Origin of the sequence: Alteromonas sp. 009811495 (assembly GCF_028865455.1) — a bacterium.
GTDB lineage: Bacteria > Pseudomonadota > Gammaproteobacteria > Enterobacterales > Alteromonadaceae > Alteromonas.
This window is the reverse complement of the sequence record NZ_CP113972.1, coordinates 1,857,715-1,878,492: the sequence shown is the minus strand read 5'-3', so window position 1 is coordinate 1,878,492 and position 20,778 is coordinate 1,857,715. Positions and strand designations below refer to the sequence as shown.

Sequence of the window (20,778 nt, the reverse complement as noted above, 5' to 3'; positions counted from 1 at the left end):
AAAGCCGGCTTTTTATTTTCTAATTTACCGCATATGCCTTAAAGACCCTATGGCGTTACTTCGGTACATTGATCTTCGACACCAAATGGATTAGGCGGTGGCGGAGCACCTTCGTCGGTAACATCATCGCCAGAAATGCCTAACGTATATTGCATCGTTGCTCTAGCTTCACTGCCCGTCGACTGACCAAATACCGTAATGGTAGCGTCGTACCATACTGCATAGCTTCTCGGATAAATATACTCAAGCTCTGCATAACCGTTTTCGTCAGTAACTGCATCACCTGCAAACGAAATTGTACCTACCAAACCTGGGGTCAATTGCATATCGCCGTTAGTGTCTTCATTACTAGGCGTTGTGTCTAAAATACCATTATCATTGATATCTTCTGATCTACAGTTCTGGTTAGTGACTGCAACCCAGATAGAATCATCTTCATTAAAGAACCAGCTTCCTGTGCGATATTCGCCGTCGTTCACAAATTTAACTGGACTTACTGATGCAGTAAGGTTCACTCCACTCACTGGACGACCTACTGAATCTGATACAAATACACCGAAGCGTTTCGTGTAAGATGTTGAGTTTGGCTTTTCTATTTCATTACTGATACCAATAGAGATATCAAACGCTCGTGCACCAACGGTAAGCACAACGTCATCTTCAATAGCTGGGTCATCTGCAACAAAAGCAGTAATTACCACAGCTTCTTGAGATGAAACAGAACCAGAGGTGAATACAGTTGTTGCAATCCCTTTACTGTCGGTTGTAGCTTGGGATGGAGACACAAAGCCTGTCGACACATCTGAAACAGTAAAGTTAACCACGCTATTTTTGACCAAATTGCCTGCTTCGTCTCGCACCACTGCGCTAATAGTACTTGTCTGCCCATCAGGACCAAGTATATCTAATGACGCGTCTGCAAGAATTGTGTGTGGTGTGGTCGCAATAAACTCAATTTGGGTTAGCGCAGAAACCAACACGTTTCCACTTCCGTCATTAGCTGTTGCCGTAATTGAAGAGATTCCGGCATTTGTTGAGCTAATATCAATAGTCGCCTGACCGTTGGAATCGGTAACGACAGTAGGGCCACCTGAGATTACACCGCGCGATGCACTAAAGGTAATGTTTTCACCAACTACAGGTGTATTGTTTTGTCGCCACTGGACCGTAATCGTTTGCGATTGTCCTACAGGCACTTCCTCTGTAGGCAAGTTTATAAAGTTAAACTCGTCTTGTTGTACTTGAACGGTAAAGGTTGCATCTGCATTTAGTGCGCTCGCAGTTATCGTATCTTCACCCGACGTAGATGCCGTGTATGTCACAGTTGCTTGACCATTTGCACCAGTATTCACGGTGGTAGCGCTAAGTGAGCCATTCGTTGCAGTTAACACCACATCTTGGTTCAAAATAGATGTTCCGTCTGAATCCTGTACGCGAATAGTATAGTCAACACTGTCGTTTAGAATTACCGATGATGCACCGTTAATTGTTACTTCAGTGCCGGTAATGGTGATATCAACGGTTTGTGTTAGTGAACCTGCTGAAGCAGTAATAGTGATGGTGCGATTGGACGCATCGTTTTGTGAGGTTAAAATAGCGCGTGCAGTACCATCAGCTTCGGTCTGAGGTTGAGTCAATTGCAACTCTACGCCTGCACCTGACTGAGCAGAGAAACTCACATCAACACCTTCCATCAATACACTTTGATCATTTTTGACTAGCGCAATTAACTCGACTTCGTCGCTGCCGCTAGACGCCAATTGAATACTGTTTGCGTAAAGTTCTAGTGTAGCCGGCTCTTCACTAACCACTGTGCTACCTGTCGAGCTAAATGTAGTAGAAGCTGTCTCGCCAGATGCCGTTGTAACCGTGACTTGCCCATCACCAGACGCTGTGCCAACTGACATACCTATAGTGGCAACCCCTTCATCACTGGTAAGTGCGGTCGCGGTGTCATTGGAAAACTCGGCTAAGTCGTCGTTGCTAAGTGAAAAGGTTAACAGCAAATCGTTTTGTGGCGCACCCGAGGCATCGGTCACTGTGGCAACGGCTACCAACTCGTTGTTTGACGTTAAATTGTTGTCTTCTTCACCTGCGGCATTCTGCAATGTAAGGGTTACAGTAAGTTCGGTTGGTGTAGTCGATATTGCGGTAGCCGAGAACGTTGTACTTCCGGTTTCCCCCGTGCTCAAACTCGCCGTTATCTCACCATCACCTGACGCGGTGCTGGCATTTAGCCCAATGCGCGCCACGCCATTATCGTTGGTACGAGCCGTACCCGTGTCGTTGGCGAACTCAGCTAGCGCGGCATTGCTCAATGAAAAACTTAATAGTGCATCTGAGTGCGCATTTCCGTCTTGATCTCTTACCGTTGCAACAACGGTTAAGCTATTGTCTTCAGATAAATTATTGTCGCTATCGCCGGACGCATTTTCCAGAGCAAGAGAAATTGTATAAGTAGGTGTGGTCGTACCACCGCCGCCACCGTTACCCGTGTCGGTATCATCTCGAGAGACTGACGAACCGCCTCCACCACATGCTGTTAGCATAAATATTGCGCTAAATACGCTTAGCGTCTTCGCGAATGTCGACATAATTCGTTCCTGAACCTCTTTTATTGACAATTGCGTCGTTTTTTATGTTTAAAAATCAACTGAATCTGGCACACTACGGGTGATTAAAAATATAAAAAATGCACAGGAAACATTAATGTCTTCATCTGCACACAAATACAGTTTAACCGCTCGCATCTTTATCGGCATGTTTGCCGGTATCTTGATTGGTGTCTTACTTCAATTACTGTTTGATGATAGCGGAGATTTTGCGTTTTCGGTATTCGGTTTCGAGTTCTCAACGTATAACATTCTTGTCGAAGGTATATTTTCTACCTTAGGGCAAATATTTATCGCCAGTTTGAAAATGCTGGTTGTCCCTTTGGTGTTCGTCTCTCTAATATGCGGTACTAGTACACTGTCAGACCCCAGTAAACTGGGTCGTCTGGGGGTAAAATCTGTCGGTTTGTATATTGTCACAACGGCCATTGCGATAACACTGGCTATGAGTATGGCATTGCTATTCCCTCCAGGTGAAAGTGGAAATCTGAGCACTGACGTCGTGTATCAGGCTAAAGAAGCCCCGAGTTTGTCTGATGTTATTGTGAATATGTTCCCTAGTAACCCAATCAATTCAATGGCACAAGGCAACATGCTGCAAATTATTGTATTTGCTGTGTTATTTGGTATTGCAATGGCCATGACTGGCGATGCCGGAAAGCGTCTTACGGCAGTTTTCGAAGATATCAACACGGTAATTATGCGCTTGGTAACCATTATTATGAACCTGGCGCCATACGGTGTATTTGTGTTAATGGCTAAGTTGTTTGCAACCGTAAGTGCCGAGACCATTTATGATTTAGTTAAATATTTCGGGCTCGTATTTATAGTGTTAATTATTCACGGACTCGCAACCTACTCCATTTTGCTTAAGCTACTATCAGGCTTAAGCCCAATTATGCTATTTAGAAAAATGCGTGACGCCGCGCTGTTTGCGTTTAGTACTTCAAGTAGTAGCGCTACCTTACCGGTGACCATGGAGACCGCCAAAAACAAGTTAGGTGTCGGTAACTCTGTATCGTCTTTCACCTTGCCGTTGGGTGCGACTATCAACATGGATGGTACAGCCATAATGCAAGGGGTTGCTACGGTATTTATTGCACAGGTTTATGCCGTCGACCTCACCATGAGTGACTACCTAATGGTTATCCTTACCGCAACGCTTGCGTCTATCGGCACAGCCGGTGTACCAGGAGTGGGCTTGATTATGCTTGCCATGGTACTCCAACAAGTGAACTTGCCGGTGGAAGGCATTGCCTTAATCATTGGTGTAGACCGCTTGCTAGACATGACGCGCACGGCAGTTAACATTACCGGCGATTGTATGGTGTCGTGTATTGTTGCAAAAAGTGAAGGTGATCTTGACGAAAAGGTGTTTAACGACCCGAAAGCAGGGCTTAAAGAAGAAGATGTTGATTTTGAACACTTCGAGAAAAACACCTAGACATGTACACAGGCAAAAAGGCAGCGTTAACGCTGCCTTTTTTGTGCGTGTCTGATATTGGTTATGGTACCCGCCGAAAGCCTATCCGCTCAGAGTAAGTAAGCTACCATGCGGTTTCTACGCGGTTTCGTATCAATGCAATGCAGAAGATGGGTTTACTTTGGCTGCTTTGTGCGCTGGGTACAGTGTTGCAACCACGCTAAGTAGCATCGCCACAACGGCTGTAATAACCACATCTTGCCAATGCAAACTCGACGGCAGAAAGTCAATGAAGTAAATGTCGCCAGACAGCACTTCTACGCCCAAGGCATTTTCAATAGATTTAACAATACTGGACAAATTTGGTGCAACTAATAACGCTGACAATACACCAGCTGTTATACCAATCGCGCCATTAATCAGCCCTTGATATATAAACGCATTGCGGATCAAACCATCTGTCGCTCCCATGGTTTTCAAAATCGCAATTGCAGATTGTTTTTCTCGTACGGCCATTACCAGCGACGACACAATGTTAAAGCAGGCCACAGCAATAACGAGCGTTAGTGCTATATAAACGACAACCTTAACTAATTGGATATCGTTGTAAAGGTGTCCTTGTGTTCGTGTCCAGTCAGACATGTATACCGCTTGTGGGAAGCTATAGCCTATATCACGCATTTTTTGGTATGCGATAAAAGGGTCATTAAAAGTAAATCGAATGCCTTGCGCTTCAGCGACAATACCCGCTGCTTCAGACGCAGCTTGAAGATGCATCAGTCCTATTTGATTATCGAGTTCCCCACCAATAGATAACACGCCACTCACCACTAATTTGACACTTTTTGGCGCTTTAAACGTTAAATCTGATGTGGCCTGTGGAATTAGAACCTGCAACGAATCTCCTGGCTTTACGCCCAACGTACTTGCAATCCCCTGCCCTAACAACAAACCAGAAGGTGTGTCGACAAATTGCTGCCAATGCGCCTTAGAAACTTGGTCTTCATAGGGGTTTTCACCTTTAGTGATTGGCACACCCGTTATGCCAATCGCCTTTAACTCGCCCTTGTATTGCAACATGCCAGTGAGTGTTGTGTAAGGCGTCACTTTTGCAATCTGAGAGTCTTGCTGAAAACGATAGAGTTGAGCATCTAAATGTTCAATTCCTCGGCTATCTACACTAAACAATTCGCCGTGAGGTATGACTTTCAAAATTCGGTTAGTAAGCTCTTTTTCAAAGCCATTCATGACACTTAGCAGCACAATAAGTACAAAGCACCCAAGAGCAATACCAACGGTTGATGACATTGAGATAAAGGAAATAAATCGTTGTTGTGCACGCGTTTTTCTAAAGCGGTTGGCCAATTCCAATGCCAGCATTACACTGGCTCCTGAGCGGGTTGGTTACTCACAAGTTGACCATCTTTTATTTTTAATACGCGATCCATTTTACTTGCCAGCGCTATGTCATGTGTTACTACGACAAATGCGGTTTTCTTTTTTTCACTTAGTGAGGTAAGTAGCTGATAGATTTGTTCGCCTGTTGAGTCGTCTAGGTTGCCGGTTGGTTCATCGGCCAATACAACAGAAGGTTCAGTAACCAGTGCTCTAGCAATGGCTACACGCTGGCGTTCTCCGCCAGACATTGCCGATGGTAAACGTGCTTGACGGTGAGATAACCCGACTTCGTTTAACAATACTTGTGCTTTCTCTTGCGCTGCTTTAGCAGAAAGCCCGCGGATCCGAAGAGGCATTGCTACATTTTCTAGTGCGCTAAATTCACCAAGTAAGTGATGAAATTGATAAATAAACCCCATTTCATCATTGCGTAGCTTAGCCAATGCATTAGGCGACAAGGTATGCAGTTTATGCCCTTTAAACTCTACTTCACCACGGGTGGGCTTATCAAGGCCGCCAAGTATATGCAATAGTGTACTTTTACCCGACCCAGAGCTGCCCAGTATGGCTACGTGCTCACCGGCTTTAATAGATAACGATACATCGTGAAGCACTGGTGTAGCAGTACTTCCTTCGTTATAAGTCTTATGTATATTGCGGCAAAGTAGCACATCCTGCATGGGGTAAATCTTCTCGTTCTTTTCAAAAGTAAATGGTATCGCTAAACCCTATCAACACCAATGGAAAAATAAAAGCATGCATAGCATTTTGGTGTGATTGCGCAAAAGACAGACTAAAAATAGGGATAAACGATTTATATCTGAAAAAGACGTACTTGTACGAGATGTCTAAAAGGAATTATTTTGAAAGGGGAAATTGCCATTTATCTTTAACTACATGATGAATGAAACCTAAAGATAAATGGCGGAGCGGACGGGACTCGAACCCGCGACCCCCGGCGTGACAGGCCGGTATTCTAACCAACTGAACTACCGCTCCGCATAATGGGAAGCGCGCTTATTTCGATTAATGGCGGAGCGGACGGGACTCGAACCCGCGACCCCCGGCGTGACAGGCCGGTATTCTAACCAACTGAACTACCGCTCCACATAATCGAGAATGCGCTGTATAACTAAATGGCGGAGCGGACGGGACTCGAACCCGCGACCCCCGGCGTGACAGGCCGGTATTCTAACCAACTGAACTACCGCTCCGAAGACCTTTTAGTTATACCATTGAAAGAGTGGCGGAGCGGACGGGACTCGAACCCGCGACCCCCGGCGTGACAGGCCGGTATTCTAACCAACTGAACTACCGCTCCACATCTTCAATGTTATCAGTCATTTGACTTGGCTGTTGTTGCCCTGTCCCCTGACTGCGGCGCAGATAATACGTATTCCCCCATGTGGAGTCAACGCTTTTTATTAATAAAATTGTCATCTGCGGTTTGTTTGCCTGTAATTTAGACATTGTGACGAAATATAATTCAAAGTGAATAAATTAACGCCACCAAATTCTAAACAATAGTTAGCAGAACCAACCTATTCCTATTTCGCACTCTCTTTTGGCTTTTTCTTAAATATGCCAAAAAGCTTCATTAGTCCTTTAGGTTGGCCTTCCATAGTAAGATCAGCATCAGTGGTGGGACTTTTCTCCTTGTTCACGGGTGCTGCTTTAGCTTTATTGCCTTTTTTACGCTTCAGGACAATAACCACAGCAACCACAATACCTAGTAATAAAATGGAGCCGTTTACTGCCACAAGCAGCAACGTTAACGTAGTTGGATCCATTTCATCTTTTTCTGGCATCTTTTCACTGTCAGCGTTTTGCATGTCAGCAACAAGCGGTTCGCTCCCATCGACGATAGGATCGTTACCATCAATAAGGGGGTCTTCGACTTCGGGTTCTGCTGGGCCTTCAGCTAAGAAGGTGTACTCCGGTACATCTAATATAAAATCCCTTCCATCCGTCGTCGTACCGTAGGCCGTTAACTTTACGCGAAAGATACCTTCTTCATAAGCAACGATAAGATGTTCTCTGGGCTCGCTACCGCCTTCGGTAAGCGAGAAATTTTGCATATCTGAATTTGGAAAACGTATTTTGCCGTCAACTAACAGCGACTCGATATCAACCAACTCTCGGTTCACGTCGATAATAATCTTGTGATAACCCGCACCGCCTCCATCAAGCACAACGTCAATTGAAACTGGGTTTCTGTGCAAGATAACCATTGGGCCTTCTTGCTCTCTGGTGTACATCGGTGTTTTCACCCGAAAAATAGGTTTCCATTCACCTGGAGCCACTTTTAAGTTGAACTGCCCTGTAAAAATGCCATCACCCGGACGCTCATCCATGCCCCGACCATTGTCTTGAAAGGTTGCTATGTTTTGATCGTCAGCGCCAAAATTATCGTAATTGGGATTGTTTGTACTTATGAACTCGATATCTAAATCGACAACATTCCTAAACTGCTTGTTCTCGATAAGCTTGCCGCCGTTAGTTAAATAGGCAGTAGACTTTAATATTTCGCCAGCGAATAAGAGCGTAGGTAATGGATCAGCATGCAATTGCACATCGGATAGAACCATCACTTTACTGCCCTTCAACACTTGACCAACAGCTTGCCATGGGCCAGGGACTGGGTTCTTTATTTTGATCATGTCGAAAGTATCGGCGTCGTACCACTCTACTTTCTCTTCATCTACTCGGCTTTGAAACAACTTAGAGCCATCAGGTCGCACTAGTACCACAGGTGCTGAACCATACTCTCTAAAAAACACCATGGTGACTTCTTCTACGTTGTAGTCCACCCTGAAACGATTGCGTAACAGCTCAATAGAGTTAGTGTATTCATCACCTAAATCACTCAACGGTGATAAATTAGTTTGCTCTTCTTGTGAGTTTGTATTTTGGTTCTGTGAGTTTTGTGAAGAAGGGCTTTGCGCTGGTGTAGCTTGCACAGCACCGTCGAGCCGTTGGCGCGCCTCATCTTGCTGTGCAGCTTGTGATTGCGCAGCGACGTGTGTGTGCATAAAGGTTAATAAAAAAAGTACACTATAAAACCACACTTTCACGCTTAGCTGCTCCTGCATTCATTTTTTTGAATTGTTGATAGGTAACACTGCCCTACTGGCGAATTTAAGACACGCCTTCAGGCTCGGGACGCCACAAGCATTTGCCCCCTGCATTTTGCACAATGTCTAAACGTGCCTCATGCTGTGTTAATTCATCGGCGCTAGCTTTAATAACCTTTAATTTATTTGCGTTGCGTTGAATACGTCGAATAGCAGTTGAATCTGCATCGCTGCTTCCCGTTGAGGCTAGTTTAAGCTTGGTTTGCCCACCGGTCATTAACAGATATACGTCTGCCAAAATTTCAGCATCGAGCAAAGCGCCGTGCAACGTTCGGTGACTATTATCTATCCCGTATCGCTTACACAACGCATCTAGATTATTTTTCTGACCAGGGTGCATTTGACGCGCCAATACCAGGGTATCGAGTACGTCGCAGATATTGCTAGTAATAAGCCCTTTCGTGGCAGGCTCCATATTAAACTCATGATCCATAAAGCCAACGTCAAACGGCGCGTTGTGAATAACGAGTTGGGCACCTTTAATGAAGCTCACGAATTCTTGAGCAACTTGAGAAAATGTGGGCTTATCCGCTAGAAATTCATTAGTAATACCGTGAACTTCGATGGCCTCTTGTTCAATATGGCGACCTGGATTGATATAAACATGAAAGTGGTTGCCCGTAAGACGACGGTTCACAACTTCAACACACCCAATCTCGATGATACGGTGGCCTTCTTTTGGCTCAATACCTGTGGTCTCAGTATCTAAAACAATTTGGCGCATGGAACCTCTACTATTATTACGCTTTCATTTTTTGATAGTATATCAACCCCTTTGCAAGACGCTAAGGGAAATGCACCGATTATATCAAGACAGATAAAAAAGTAGCACTGTCTGTAATAGTTATTACAGCGGTAAAAAGGAACCTAATGACGCAAAAAACCTTACACATCTATACTGACGGCTCTTGTTTGGGCAACCCTGGTCCCGGCGGGTATGGTGCTGTACTTATCTATAAGCAACACCGCAAAGAGCTAAGTGACGGGTTTGCTCATACCACGAATAACCGTATGGAATTGTTAGCGCCTATTGAAGCACTAAACAGTTTAACTGAGCCGTGTAATGTAGAGATGACCACTGACAGCCAGTACGTTAAAAACGGTATTAATCAATGGATCCACAATTGGCGCAAGAACGGTTGGCGTACTGCAGATAAAAAGCCGGTCAAAAATGCTGACTTGTGGCAGCGCCTTGACGAAGCAGTAAAAAAACACAATGTTAACTGGCATTGGGTGAAAGGCCATTCTGGACATCCAGAAAACGAGCGATGTGATGAACTGGCCCGCAATGCGGCAGAAGCTAAGCCTACCCAAGTAGATGCAGGCTTCACTGGCTAATTAAGTAACGGCTTTTAACCTCTACCACGACACCACAATTTTGCCTTGCGTATCGTTGTTCTCTAACCGTACGTGAGGTTTATCAATGTCTTTTATCTCATAATGAGTATCAATGTTTACCTGCAATTCACCGGTACTAAAAGCGTCTAAGCACACACTTGAAAAATCGTGAATTAAATCTGCTTTATACTCATCATTTCGATTGCGCAATGTCGTGCCGATAATGGAAGCTCTTTTACCTAATAGCAACGCCATATCAAGATTGTCAGCATAGCGACCTGCCAGCATTGCAAGATACACCACCAAACCGTCTTGCTTGAGTACTTTTAGGTTTCGATTGAGGTAGTCGCCCCCAACCATATCAAGCACCATATTGACGCCTTGCGGCCATGCTTCTCTTAATACCTCATCAAACGCCTGCGTTTTATAATTAATAAGCTGCTCAGCACCATTTTGACCGCACAATGCAAGTTTATCGCTGCTAGACGCCGTTACTGCGCAATGCACACCCCAGTACTGACATAGTTGCGTGGCCGCTAGACCAACGCCGCTGGCTCCACCATGAATAAGCGCATATTCGGCCGGTTTAATATGTGCAATAGTTCGCAGACATTGGAACGCAGTTAGAAATACTTCAGCCAAACCTGCGGCTTCATAAAAAGCCATCGCTTTCGGGATACGCATTAAGTGCGCTGGGTTTACAATGACTTCACTGGCATAGCCTCCTCCAGCGACAAGCCCAAAAACGGCCTCACCCACGTTAAATTTGCTGACGTTATCGCCAACTTCACTGATAACACCAGCAACCTCAAGTCCCAGAATGGTACTTTCTCCAGGTGGCGCAGGATAATGCCCCTGACGCTGTAGCGTGTCGGCGCGATTAATACCAAACGCGCGAACCTCAACTTTCACTTTGTCCAAAGGTGTTGTTAACCCTTTTTGTGATTTAACGGTTAACTTGTCAGGTCCACACCCTTTTTCATAATCGACAAACTGCATTACAATCTCCGTTTCGTTTTTTCGTAACACCCTCGACATCTGTGTCTATACTCTCACAATACTGTGCGCGTTGACTCATAACAATGCAATGTTAATTGGCATCCACCAACAACCATTTAACGATTTAAGTCTTTTGGGATTTGCGTATAATCGCGCCCTCACAACAGAAACACGATTACACACGAGAAACTACATGTCAGCACACGTCATTTTGCAGCCATCCCGAGACAAATCACTTCGTCGCAAGCATCCATGGGTTTTTGAAAGTGCCGTTGCCGAAGTAAAAGGACGCGCGCGTATGGGCGACACCGTCGACGTATTTGATGCTGAAGGTGACTGGTTAGGACGCGGCGCATTCTCTCCAAACTCTAAAATTCGTGTGCGCATGTGGACATTCAAGAAAGAAGAAAGCATTGATAATGGCTTTTTTCTACGCCGCTTAGAAACGGCATTACAACTGCGCAGACGTCTTTTTGACCCTGCAAAGACGAATGCATTTCGTTGGATAGCGTCTGAAAGTGACGGTCTGCCCGGCATTACTATCGACGTATACGACAATGTAGCGGTAGTACAACTGTTAAGTGCTGGTGCTGAAAAACACAGAGACAAAATTGTCTGGGCCATTACGAAACTGATGCCCGACGTTCATGTGTATGAAAGAAGCGATGTTGACGTACGTAAAAAAGAAGGACTTGAGCCAGTCACCGGCGTTCTTCACGGCGAACCACCTATGCAGGTGACGGTAAAAGAAAACGGTATCAATATTGTGGTTGATATAGAGAACGGCCATAAGACAGGCTTTTACCTCGACCAAAGAGACAGTCGTGCTGCCGCCGCGCATTACGCTCAAGATGCGGATGTCTTAAACTGTTTTAGCTATACAGGTACTTTCTCATGTTACGCCCTAGCCGGTGGCGCGAAGTCAGTAACTAATGTTGATGTATCACAGCCCGCACTTGACCTTGCCAAACACCATGTAGCAATTAACGGATTTGATGAAAACAAAGCCAGTTATGTGAATCAAGATGTATTTAAGGCACTTCGTGAATATCATGACAGCAACACACAATTCGATATGGTGATTTTAGATCCGCCCAAATTTGTTGATAGCAAAGCGTCACTCAATCGCGCTGCGCGAGGGTATAAAGACATCAACCTTTATGGCATCCATGCAGTAAAATCAGGCGGCTTGCTATTAACCTTTAGCTGTTCAGGGCTAATGCCCCAAGATCTCTTCCAAAAAGTGGTCGCAGACGCCGCACTTGATGCAGGGCGCACAATAAAAATTATTGCGCGACTCAATCAAGCGTCTGACCACCCAATTATTGGAAGCTACCCTGAAGGATACTACCTTAAAGGCTTGGTTTGCGAAGTCACCGACAATTAGTTCTCCTCACGGTAACGCTTTAGGTAGTGGGCTAGCCACTGTTTTACAGCGTTAGCTTTCTATAGTGTGAACTGAGTGCGAGGTCGAATAGAGGCTCGTTTGCTTTTTTGATGCACGTGCCCTCGCTGCTCAAGCTTTTTCCAAACCAACTCGTGAAAATAAAAGGCTATAGTGTTAATTGCCGGCTCAATCAGCGCAACCGCGCCCCCCACTACTGCGCTGCCCGTGAGCAAATACGCCACTGTGAATGCGACACTGAAGTGCAGAATTGCGAATGTTACTGTCTTTTTCATCAAAATAACCCTCTTGTCCACCATAACGGACCAAATCGTTAATGAGAATTATTATTAAATACGAAAAAAGAAGAAAATGGATTTACTCGAACAGAATGTTCAAGTTTTTAGATTGGCACATAAGACGAGCAACACAACTCGTCTTGAAGGTGAAACGGCTAGACTGCCGTTTCGGTGCTTATTTCATTTGAGAGATTTCAACGCCGATTACGCAGCTCGATTCAGACTCAGGCTCACAACGTACTACCGTGGCAAGTGCTGCCAAAGACGGTATTTGCGAGCTCGATGACTCAATCGCTACGCTTACTTGGGTACCCACTTCTATAGATGGCTCATCTACTTCAAGCGACATACCTGTTGCGCTGATATCTTTACACATTGCCTGCATGGTGCGGCTCGACTCATCGTCAGTGATCTGCAACTGACAAGGCGAATTTACCATCATCCTGAAAAAATTTCGCTTATCGTCGTATCCCAACATGTCTACTTCTCCCGAAAATTAGCGTAACGCTTACGACTTCATTTGTTGTTATAGGGTGCTGATGATCAGTTGTCAATCAGACTGTTTAATTATTATTCAAATATTCACACAGACCCAGCGTATTTATTACGTCACTGCCACCAGTGTCGAATTTAACTATAGTCTTTAAATGAAATCATGTCACTTTGCACGCTAGAATTCATTCAAATAAAGCGTGATGCGTTTTGCGGAAATGGGATAGGCCGTACCAAGCTGCTGAGCAAACAGTGAAACGCGCAATTCCTCAATCATCCACTTCGCGTCTTTAAGGTCTTGTGGCACTTTACCCTTAGGGTATTTAGCACACACTTTCTCCCATTCCTTTATCGACTTTTCGACGGTTGCCTGATGCATTCTGTCCTTGTTCGGGTCAATTGGCAGTTTTTCAAGGCGACGAGCAAGCCCCTTAATGTAACGGTTCCAATCATCAAGACGCGCTTCGCCTATCTGTGAAACAAAACCCGGGAACACCAGCGATGCAAGGTGTGCTTTGCAGTCACCAAGTGCATTTATCATTGTTAAAGGCACGTTGCCTTTCATTTGTTTCTGACACTGATGCGCAAGTGTTAGCCCCTGCTCAACCTGTTTAGCAATTTCTAACACACGGTCATTTATATCTGCGCGCGCTATTTCTAGGCACGCCTCAAAATCGGCTTTATTTCGAATATCAGTGTTATTGGACTGACAATAATCGCTTACAATGGCGTCTATACCGGCAAAAATACAATCATCAATAAGCGCCTTTACTTGACCAAAGGGATTGAAATACAGACCCAGTTTCGCTTTATTCGGTAGCTTATTTTGCAGGTAATTGAGTGGAGAAGGCATCGCATTTTTGATAAGTACATTCACGCCTTGCTTGTGCATGGCCTGCGCTTTTTGTGCTTCATCGATAAGTGCGATATCCACTGTATCGCCTTTTTGTACAAGTGCAGGAAATGCCTGTACTTCAAACCCTCCCACTTTTTGCACAAAAGTTTCGGGGAGGCTTTCAAAGTCCCATTGCGAGATATCACTTCTTTCTAGCTCTGGTGTGGCGGCTTTTTCAAAGGTTTGCTTCACCTGCCCTGCACACTGTTGCTTGAGCGCATGTAAATCATCTCCCTTGGCAATATTATCACCGCTGTCACTTACCACGGCAAAGTGCATTTTTAAATGCTTATCAAGCTGCTCAAAGTTCCAATCCTCACCGTCAATCACAACCCCCGTCATTTTGCGTAGCTTATCGCTTATAGCCTCAACAATAGGCACCGGGCGGTTGTTTTTGTCTGTTTCGCTAATATCTGCCAAACACGCTTGTGCAAAGTTTGGCGCTGGTACAAAGTTCCGACGTAGTCGCTTTGGCAATGTCTTTATCATGCCTACAATCAAATCGTGACGTAAGCCTGGCACTAACCAATCAAATCCTACGTTTTCAACTTGATTTAACACAGGCAAAGGTATCACTACGGTTACACCATCATCTTCAGCGTTTGGTTCAAAATTGTATCTAAGCGGTAAGGTTATGTTGCCTTGACGCCATACGTCAGGAAACGCGTTGGCAACCGACTGACCCGGCTGCTGGCGATATACGTCTTCTTCTTTGAATGTAAGCGCGTCGTTGCTGCCATGTTGTTTGAACCACTTTTTAAACGCGGCATCGTTATTAGCTTCTACCGGTATGCGTTTAGCATAAAAGTTCACCAACTCTTCATCATCAACGATAAGATCGCGACGTCTCGTTTTCTGTTCAAACTCATCAGCTTGTTCTAGTAATGCCTGATTTTCTTGTAAGAAGCTGAAGTTTAGCTTGGTGTTACCTTCCACCAATGCTTCACGAATAAAGAGTTCATGACAAATTGGTGGGTCTATAAGGCTATAGACTTTCGCCCGCTTCATCACAATCGGCAGCCCGAAAAGCGTTACTTTTTCATAAGCGATGACTGCGCCACGCTTTTTCGACCAATGTGGCTCAGAATAACTACGCTGAACCACATGCTCAGCAAGTGGTTCAATCCAGGCAGGATCAATTTTGGCAACCATGCGGGCAAACAACTTAGATGTTTCAACTAACTCGGCGGCCATTACCCATTTGGGCTGAGATTTGGCCAAGCCGGAGCCGGGAAAAATCATAAACCGTGTGTTGCGTGAGCCCATGTATTCACGTTCTTTATCTTTAAAACCCAAGTGGGATAACAAGCCGCTTGCAATCGCCTGATGAATGGCCTGATAGTCAGCGTCGTGCTTTGTAATGCCCAAGCCTAACTCTGCTATCGACTTCTTGAGCTGACTTACGATATCTTGCCATTCTCGCATTCGTAAATAATTGATGAAATTCTGCTTACACCATTTGCGAAGTTGATTTTGGCTTAGTGCATTTTGCTGAGTTCTAAACGCTGTCCATAGGTTGTATAGGCTTATAAAGTCAGAATCTTTATCGTGATATTCACTGTGCTTTTCATCCGCTTGTTGTCGCTTTTCTTGCGGCCGCTCTCGTGGGTCTTGAATAGATAAACCCGCAGCAATAACCATGACTTCATTCACAGCATTGGTTTTTTCAGCCTCAATCACCATCCGAGCGTAGCGGGGGTCAATGGGTAACTTCGCCACTTGTCGACCGAGTGGTGTCAGCTGCATCTTGCCTTTTCGCTTTACAATGGCTTGAATTTCCTCAAGCAGCCTAAAACCGTCATTAATGTTGCGATTATCTGGTGGCTGAACAAATGGAAATGCTGCAATATCGCCAAGCCCCAACGCCAGCATTTGCAAAATTACAGAAGCTAAGTTGGTACGAAGTATTTCTGGGTCAGTGAACTCTGGGCGCCCCAAATAATCCTCTTCACTGTATAATCGAATACAAATACCGTCAGAAACTCGCCCGCATCGCCCAGAACGCTGATTAGCAGAGGCTTGTGAGATTGGCTCGATGGGTAAACGTTGTACTTTGCTGCGCGCACTATAGCGAGAAATACGCGCAAAACCGGGGTCGATAACATATTTGATACCAGGTACGGTAAGCGACGTTTCGGCCACGTTGGTCGCAAGCACGATACGCCTGCCACTATGCGATTGAAAAATGCGATTCTGTTCAGCGGCTGACAACCTTGCATACAAAGGCACAATCTCTGTATTGCGATAATGTTGCTTGCTTAGCGCATCTTGAGTGTCACGTATTTCACGCTCACCACTTAGGAACACCAGAATGTCACCCGGCGCTTCACGCATAAGTTCATCTACAGCATTCACAATAGCGTCGCTTTGGTCAATATCATCACCCGCATCTTCAGGTGCGTGATAGCGAATTTCTACAGGGTACGTTCTGCCGCTCACTTCAATAATGGGCGCATCATTAAAATGCTTAGAGAAACGCTCAGGATCGATAGTAGCCGAAGTAATGATAAGTTTTAAATCTGGGCGCTTATCGAGCAACTGACGCAAATAGCCCAACAAGAAATCGATGTTCAGACTGCGCTCATGGGCTTCATCGATAATAATGGTGTCGTACTGATTTAAAAACCTATCTTGCTGCATTTCAGCAAGCAACATACCGTCAGTCATCAGTTTAACGTAGCTGCGCTCGCTCACCTGATCGCTAAAGCGAATTTTGAAACCGACCTTCTCACCTAAGGGCGTATTCAATTCCTCTGCTATACGCGTTGCCACACTACGTGCTGCAAGACGTCGAGGCTGTGTATGGGCAATCATACCGTTAACGCCACGCCCCAACTCTAAACATATCTTGGGGAGCTGCGTCGTTTTACCCGAGCCTGTTTCACCCGCAACAATCACTACCTGATGATTAGCAATAGCTGCCTTTATATCTTCTTTCTTGTCACTAACGGGTAGAGGTGGATATTCAACATTAGGTAAATTATCTTGACGCCACGTTCGCTTGGCAATTGACGCATCAATGTCTTTTACAAGCTTGTCGTACTGCGCTTGCACGTTGCCTTCATTAGTAGGTGTCTTGTCGCCTTGACTATTGCTAGCGCTATTTTTGCTTAGATCTTTGTTTTCTCTATCATTGAGTTTCTGTGAAAGCTGCGTGATACGACGTTTCAGTCGAAACTTATCAGCACTTAAGCATTCGTCGAGTTTGAGGTACAAAGGTTTTATGGCAATGGGTGAAGACAAAATTGCATCCTACAGAATTTCTAAAAACAACAGTCGTTAGGTCCGCTCTCGCACCATTTTATCGGCTCGATTCAAGCTAGCGTCGCCATCACTGAACAGCGTGCGCCAGGCTTCAGATAGTTATTCTGAGCCTATTGTTTTACATTTGTCGTTGGACCTGAATGATAATGGGCGGTGATCCTAGAAGATACCGCCATAAAAAGCCAGTACAAGGCTGCGAAACACCACACAGCACCGTACATCAAGCAGTTGATACTACGTATTTTCAAGCACTTTGGGTTAATTCGTCGTCTTGCACTTCTTTAAAACGTGGAAACCCAAACCAAATGGCAGCGACACCAAAAACAAAAATGAGCATGGGATACCAGCAGTATGGCGTTATCGCTAATGGCGAAATACCCACAACTGCGGCAGCACTAAGTAATTGCGCTCCATAGGGTACAAGCCCCTGAAAGCTACACGAAAATATATCGAGTAATGACGCTGTGCGACGAGGGTCAACGCCATATTTTTCGTTCAAGTCTTTCGCTATCGGACCGGCTGTAACAATAGCTATAGTGTTATTTGCAGTCGTAATATCTAAAAAACTTACAAGGCTTGCGATACTAAATTCTGCCCCTTTTTTCGAGGTTACTTTACGCGTTAAACGCTCAATTAGCCACGTTATACCGCCGTTGGCGTGCATGAGTGCGACAATACCACCAATGGTGATCGCTATCATCGCTAAGTCCTGCATCCACCCCATACCCTTTTGAATACTTTGCATCATTGAGAGCGGTGTAAAACTGCCTTGAACCACCCCCACAACGCATGCGCTGGCTATGCCTACAGCGAGTACACTTATAACGTTAAAGCCGGTAAGTGCGAAGGCGATAATACAAAGGTAAGGAACAATTCGCCAAAAGTCGTAGTCTTTACCTTCCACAATTCCCGACGTGTCAACGTCAATCATCAGTAGAAGCGCCATAGTCACAATACAAGCAGGAACTGCTACCATCAGGTTCGCTCGAAATTTGTCTTTAAGCTGCACACCTTGCGTACGTGTTGCAGCAATGGTCGTATCTGAAACAAACGATAGATTATCGCCAAACATGGCGCCACCAACTACAATGCCGAGTGCCATTTCTACCGGAAGCCCAAGGTTTGCCGCAAGGCCTGCACCAATAGGAGATAGCGCCGTTATCGTCCCCATCGACGTGCCCATCGCGAATGATATAAAGCAACAAATAAGGAATAAACCAGGCAAAATTAGCGCCGAAGGTACAAATTGAAGTGCCATATTCACGGTGGCGTCACGCGCACCAATATCAATGGTTACTGCATAAAACGCACCTGCCAATAGAAAAATTAGCACCAGTAAAATAATGTTCTTATCACCACCGCCTTTGCAAAAGGTTTGTACTTTCTGTGAAAAGCTAACCTTTTCTCCTTTAGGATTAAGGCATAGTCCGTAACCTGCACTGATAAAAAACGCCACAAGAATAGGCATAGCTGTTATGTCATTGGTAGTAATACCGGTTACAACGACAAGGACTACAAACAGCAATATGGGAGTAAGACCTAGTGGGTTTGGCGCTACTGAACTATTTTGATGCACTTAAAACTCTCTGATGAAATTTTGCGTTAACTTAGCTAAAGCAACATTGTGTTGATGCAATAGAAAAATAAGACAGTGAAGAATAAAAGGTTTTGCTTGTATTGCAAAGGGAATTAGCGATGATAAATGGAGTGAGTAGATAGAAAAAGGGAGTTTGGGAACATCATCATTGGTATTACCACGCTGACTCAGTTCCCTATCGTAATATTGGCAAAACTGGCTACCTAGCCCGCGCGCTGATAACCATCATTAAGTTGAACATCAATAGCCCGCAATACTTGTGTACGGTTTATACACCCTAACAGTACGCCGTCATCATCCACTACTGGGTACACTCTCGGTTTGTCTTTTAAGAGCAACTGCGCCAACTCTATGACCGACATATAAGGCTTTATTGTTATCACTGGTGTTTTCATAATTTCGCCGACGCGGCAAATTTGTTCACGGTAATAACTAGAGGCAATCATTTGCGCTATACAGTCTTGTTCTGATAAAAAACCTACCACCCGCCCTTTAATGTCAAGTACAGGCCCACCACTTTGTCCGCTCGAAAGTAATGCCTCAACCGCCTGCGCCACAGGCATGTCAACATTCAGCTTAACCGGATGGGTATTCATATAATCACTGACTTGCAACGATTCCATTTTCTTTTCTCCAGCCGCGGCGCCTACGGTGACCGATACTGCATTTATTTGGCGTTACGGCACATCAATTATTCTAGACACATGTGAAAGCTTTCCCCCACATACTAAAGACTAGACGTTGAAAGCTCTGCAAGCCAACTTTTTAACATTAAAGTTACAATAAACATGTGCTTCTTCGTTGATGGTGTCCACTAAGACGGTAAAAGACACCATCGAACCTGATTAGCCTTTATATATGGCAACAGTTACCACACCTTCAGTACTAATACTGGCGCGGTACATTCCTTTGGAATTAAATGGCATGGCTATATTACCCAGCTTGTCTATAGCAATTACACCACCGTCACCCTTTGCTTCAACCAACACATCGTTGATAACTGTGTTTGCGGCTTCGTCTAAACTCACGTTTTGGTATTTCATACGAGCGCAAATATCTGCTGCCACATGGTAGCGAATAAAGTATTCGCCATGCCCTGTTGCCGATACTGCACAACTTTCATTATCTGCGTAAGTGCCGGCGCCAATAACGGGCGAGTCGCCAATTCGGCCATAGCGTTTAGCAGTCATGCCTCCGGTCGACGTGCCAGCCACTAAGTTGCCTTCGCTGTCTAGTACAACCGCCCCTACGGTGCCAAACCGTTCGTTGCCTTGCTGGCTTCCATAACCTGTTGATGCTTGGGCCATACGCGCTTTGGCTTTATCTAATGCTTGCTTGCGAAATTCAGTATCAAATATTTTGTTATCCACCTGCTCTAAGCCATTTTCAGCAGCGTAAGCTTCAGCGCCCTTGCCCGAAAGCATGACATGAGGAGACTCATTCATTACCAATAATGCCGCCTCAATGGGGCTTTTTATGGTTTTAACGCCTGCAACTGCGCCTGCGTTTTTGGTTCCGCCGTGCATAATAGACGCGTCTAGTTCATGCTCACCGTCAAACGTGTATACCGCTCCAACACCTGCATTAAATAGTGGGGAAAGCTCCAATATCTTAATGGTTTCAACAACCGCTTTTTCGCCTTTCACACCTTGCTTAAGTAGTGAATAGCCGTGCTCCACAGCTTCTTTAAGTTTTGCCTTATACGCTGCTTCTTTTTCAGGTGTCATTGAAGACTTCAAAATTGTGCCAGCACCACCGTGAATGGCTATGGCAACATTCGGCGTTGTTGGCTTTTCACCATTTGCGCTCGCTGATAGGCTTGCAAATAGCATCACGAACACAGATGTTAGAAGAATAGAAGCGCGTCTTGAATACGCGGCTATTAGAATAATTGCATCGCGGATTGTTGAGGTGGAAATGGTTAGTGGCAAAGCGCTCTCCTT

15 protein-coding genes and 4 tRNA genes are annotated in these 20,778 nt (G+C 45.0%); 3 read left to right on the top strand and 16 right to left on the bottom strand.

Features of this window, described 5'->3' with window-relative positions:
• Positions 1-47 precede the first annotated feature (47 nt).
• Positions 48-2,594: a beta strand repeat-containing protein gene (locus OZ660_RS08525; RefSeq protein WP_274743207.1), complete on the bottom strand. Its 2,547-nt coding sequence runs from the start codon at positions 2,592-2,594 to the stop codon at positions 48-50.
• A gap of 115 nt (positions 2,595-2,709) precedes the next feature.
• Between OZ660_RS08525 and OZ660_RS08520 the strand changes: the two genes are divergently transcribed.
• Positions 2,710-4,056 (top strand): dicarboxylate/amino acid:cation symporter, encoded by a 1,347-nt coding sequence (locus tag OZ660_RS08520; protein ID WP_274743206.1) that lies wholly within the window; start codon positions 2,710-2,712, stop codon positions 4,054-4,056.
• A gap of 132 nt (positions 4,057-4,188) precedes the next feature.
• Here OZ660_RS08520 and OZ660_RS08515 read toward each other — a convergent pair whose 3' ends face one another.
• The 8 genes from OZ660_RS08515 to dnaQ form a co-directional block, all read right to left on the bottom strand.
• The gene (locus OZ660_RS08515; protein ID WP_274743205.1) at positions 4,189-5,415 is read right to left on the bottom strand and encodes a lipoprotein-releasing ABC transporter permease subunit; all 1,227 of its coding nucleotides are present in this window, start codon (positions 5,413-5,415) and stop codon (positions 4,189-4,191) included.
• Positions 5,415-6,113 carry a lipoprotein-releasing ABC transporter ATP-binding protein LolD gene (gene lolD / locus OZ660_RS08510; RefSeq protein ID WP_274743204.1) on the bottom strand — a complete coding sequence of 233 codons (699 nt, stop codon included), beginning with the start codon at positions 6,111-6,113 and terminating at the stop codon, positions 5,415-5,417. Before lolD ends, OZ660_RS08515 begins: the two co-directional genes overlap by 1 nt.
• A 242-nt stretch (positions 6,114-6,355) precedes the next feature.
• Positions 6,356-6,432, bottom strand: a tRNA-Asp gene (locus OZ660_RS08505).
• A 31-nt stretch (positions 6,433-6,463) separates the two neighbouring features.
• Positions 6,464-6,540 (bottom strand) — tRNA-Asp (locus OZ660_RS08500).
• A gap of 30 nt (positions 6,541-6,570) precedes the next feature.
• Positions 6,571-6,647: transfer RNA gene (locus OZ660_RS08495), tRNA-Asp, on the bottom strand.
• A gap of 30 nt (positions 6,648-6,677) precedes the next feature.
• A tRNA-Asp gene (locus OZ660_RS08490) sits at positions 6,678-6,754 on the bottom strand.
• 226 nt (positions 6,755-6,980) lie between these two features.
• Positions 6,981-8,465: a TIGR03503 family protein gene (locus tag OZ660_RS08485; protein WP_274743203.1), complete on the bottom strand. Its 1,485-nt coding sequence runs from the start codon at positions 8,463-8,465 to the stop codon at positions 6,981-6,983.
• A gap of 106 nt (positions 8,466-8,571) precedes the next feature.
• Positions 8,572-9,291, bottom strand: a complete 720-nt coding sequence (dnaQ, locus tag OZ660_RS08480) for a DNA polymerase III subunit epsilon (RefSeq protein WP_274743202.1) — start codon at positions 9,289-9,291, stop codon at positions 8,572-8,574.
• 146 nt (positions 9,292-9,437) lie between these two features.
• Between dnaQ and rnhA the strand changes: the two genes are divergently transcribed.
• Entirely contained in the window at positions 9,438-9,905 is a 468-nt protein-coding gene (rnhA, locus tag OZ660_RS08475) for a ribonuclease HI (protein ID WP_202265231.1), read from the top strand.
• Positions 9,906-9,926: 21 nt separating this feature from the next.
• Here the strand turns inward: rnhA and OZ660_RS08470 are convergent, their stop codons facing one another.
• Complete coding sequence (locus OZ660_RS08470; RefSeq protein ID WP_274743201.1) at positions 9,927-10,904, bottom strand: NAD(P)H-quinone oxidoreductase; 978 nt, start codon at positions 10,902-10,904, stop codon at positions 9,927-9,929.
• A gap of 193 nt (positions 10,905-11,097) precedes the next feature.
• Here OZ660_RS08470 and OZ660_RS08465 point away from each other — a divergent pair, with 193 nt between their 5' ends.
• Complete coding sequence (locus tag OZ660_RS08465) at positions 11,098-12,291, top strand: class I SAM-dependent rRNA methyltransferase (RefSeq protein ID WP_274743200.1); 1,194 nt, start codon at positions 11,098-11,100, stop codon at positions 12,289-12,291.
• Positions 12,292-12,350: 59 nt separating this feature from the next.
• Here the strand turns inward: OZ660_RS08465 and OZ660_RS08460 are convergent, their stop codons facing one another.
• The 6 genes from OZ660_RS08460 to OZ660_RS08435 form a co-directional block, all read right to left on the bottom strand.
• Positions 12,351-12,584 carry a DUF2061 domain-containing protein gene (locus tag OZ660_RS08460; RefSeq protein ID WP_274743199.1) on the bottom strand — a complete coding sequence of 78 codons (234 nt, stop codon included), beginning with the start codon at positions 12,582-12,584 and terminating at the stop codon, positions 12,351-12,353.
• Between the two features lie 178 nt (positions 12,585-12,762).
• On the bottom strand, positions 12,763-13,065 hold the full coding sequence (locus tag OZ660_RS08455) for a PilZ domain-containing protein (protein WP_159625017.1): 303 nt from the start codon (positions 13,063-13,065) through the stop codon (positions 12,763-12,765).
• A 192-nt stretch (positions 13,066-13,257) separates the two neighbouring features.
• Complete coding sequence (gene hrpA, locus OZ660_RS08450) at positions 13,258-17,217, bottom strand: ATP-dependent RNA helicase HrpA (protein ID WP_274743198.1); 3,960 nt, start codon at positions 17,215-17,217, stop codon at positions 13,258-13,260.
• Positions 17,218-17,482: 265 nt separating this feature from the next.
• Positions 17,483-18,814, bottom strand: a complete 1,332-nt coding sequence (locus tag OZ660_RS08445) for a Na+/H+ antiporter NhaC family protein (RefSeq protein WP_274743197.1) — start codon at positions 18,812-18,814, stop codon at positions 17,483-17,485.
• A gap of 224 nt (positions 18,815-19,038) precedes the next feature.
• Positions 19,039-19,458, bottom strand: a complete 420-nt coding sequence (locus tag OZ660_RS08440) for a CBS domain-containing protein (protein ID WP_159625033.1) — start codon at positions 19,456-19,458, stop codon at positions 19,039-19,041.
• A gap of 222 nt (positions 19,459-19,680) precedes the next feature.
• Positions 19,681-20,667 (bottom strand): isoaspartyl peptidase/L-asparaginase family protein, encoded by a 987-nt coding sequence (locus OZ660_RS08435; protein WP_274743445.1) that lies wholly within the window; start codon positions 20,665-20,667, stop codon positions 19,681-19,683.
• Positions 20,668-20,778: the final 111 nt, after the last annotated feature.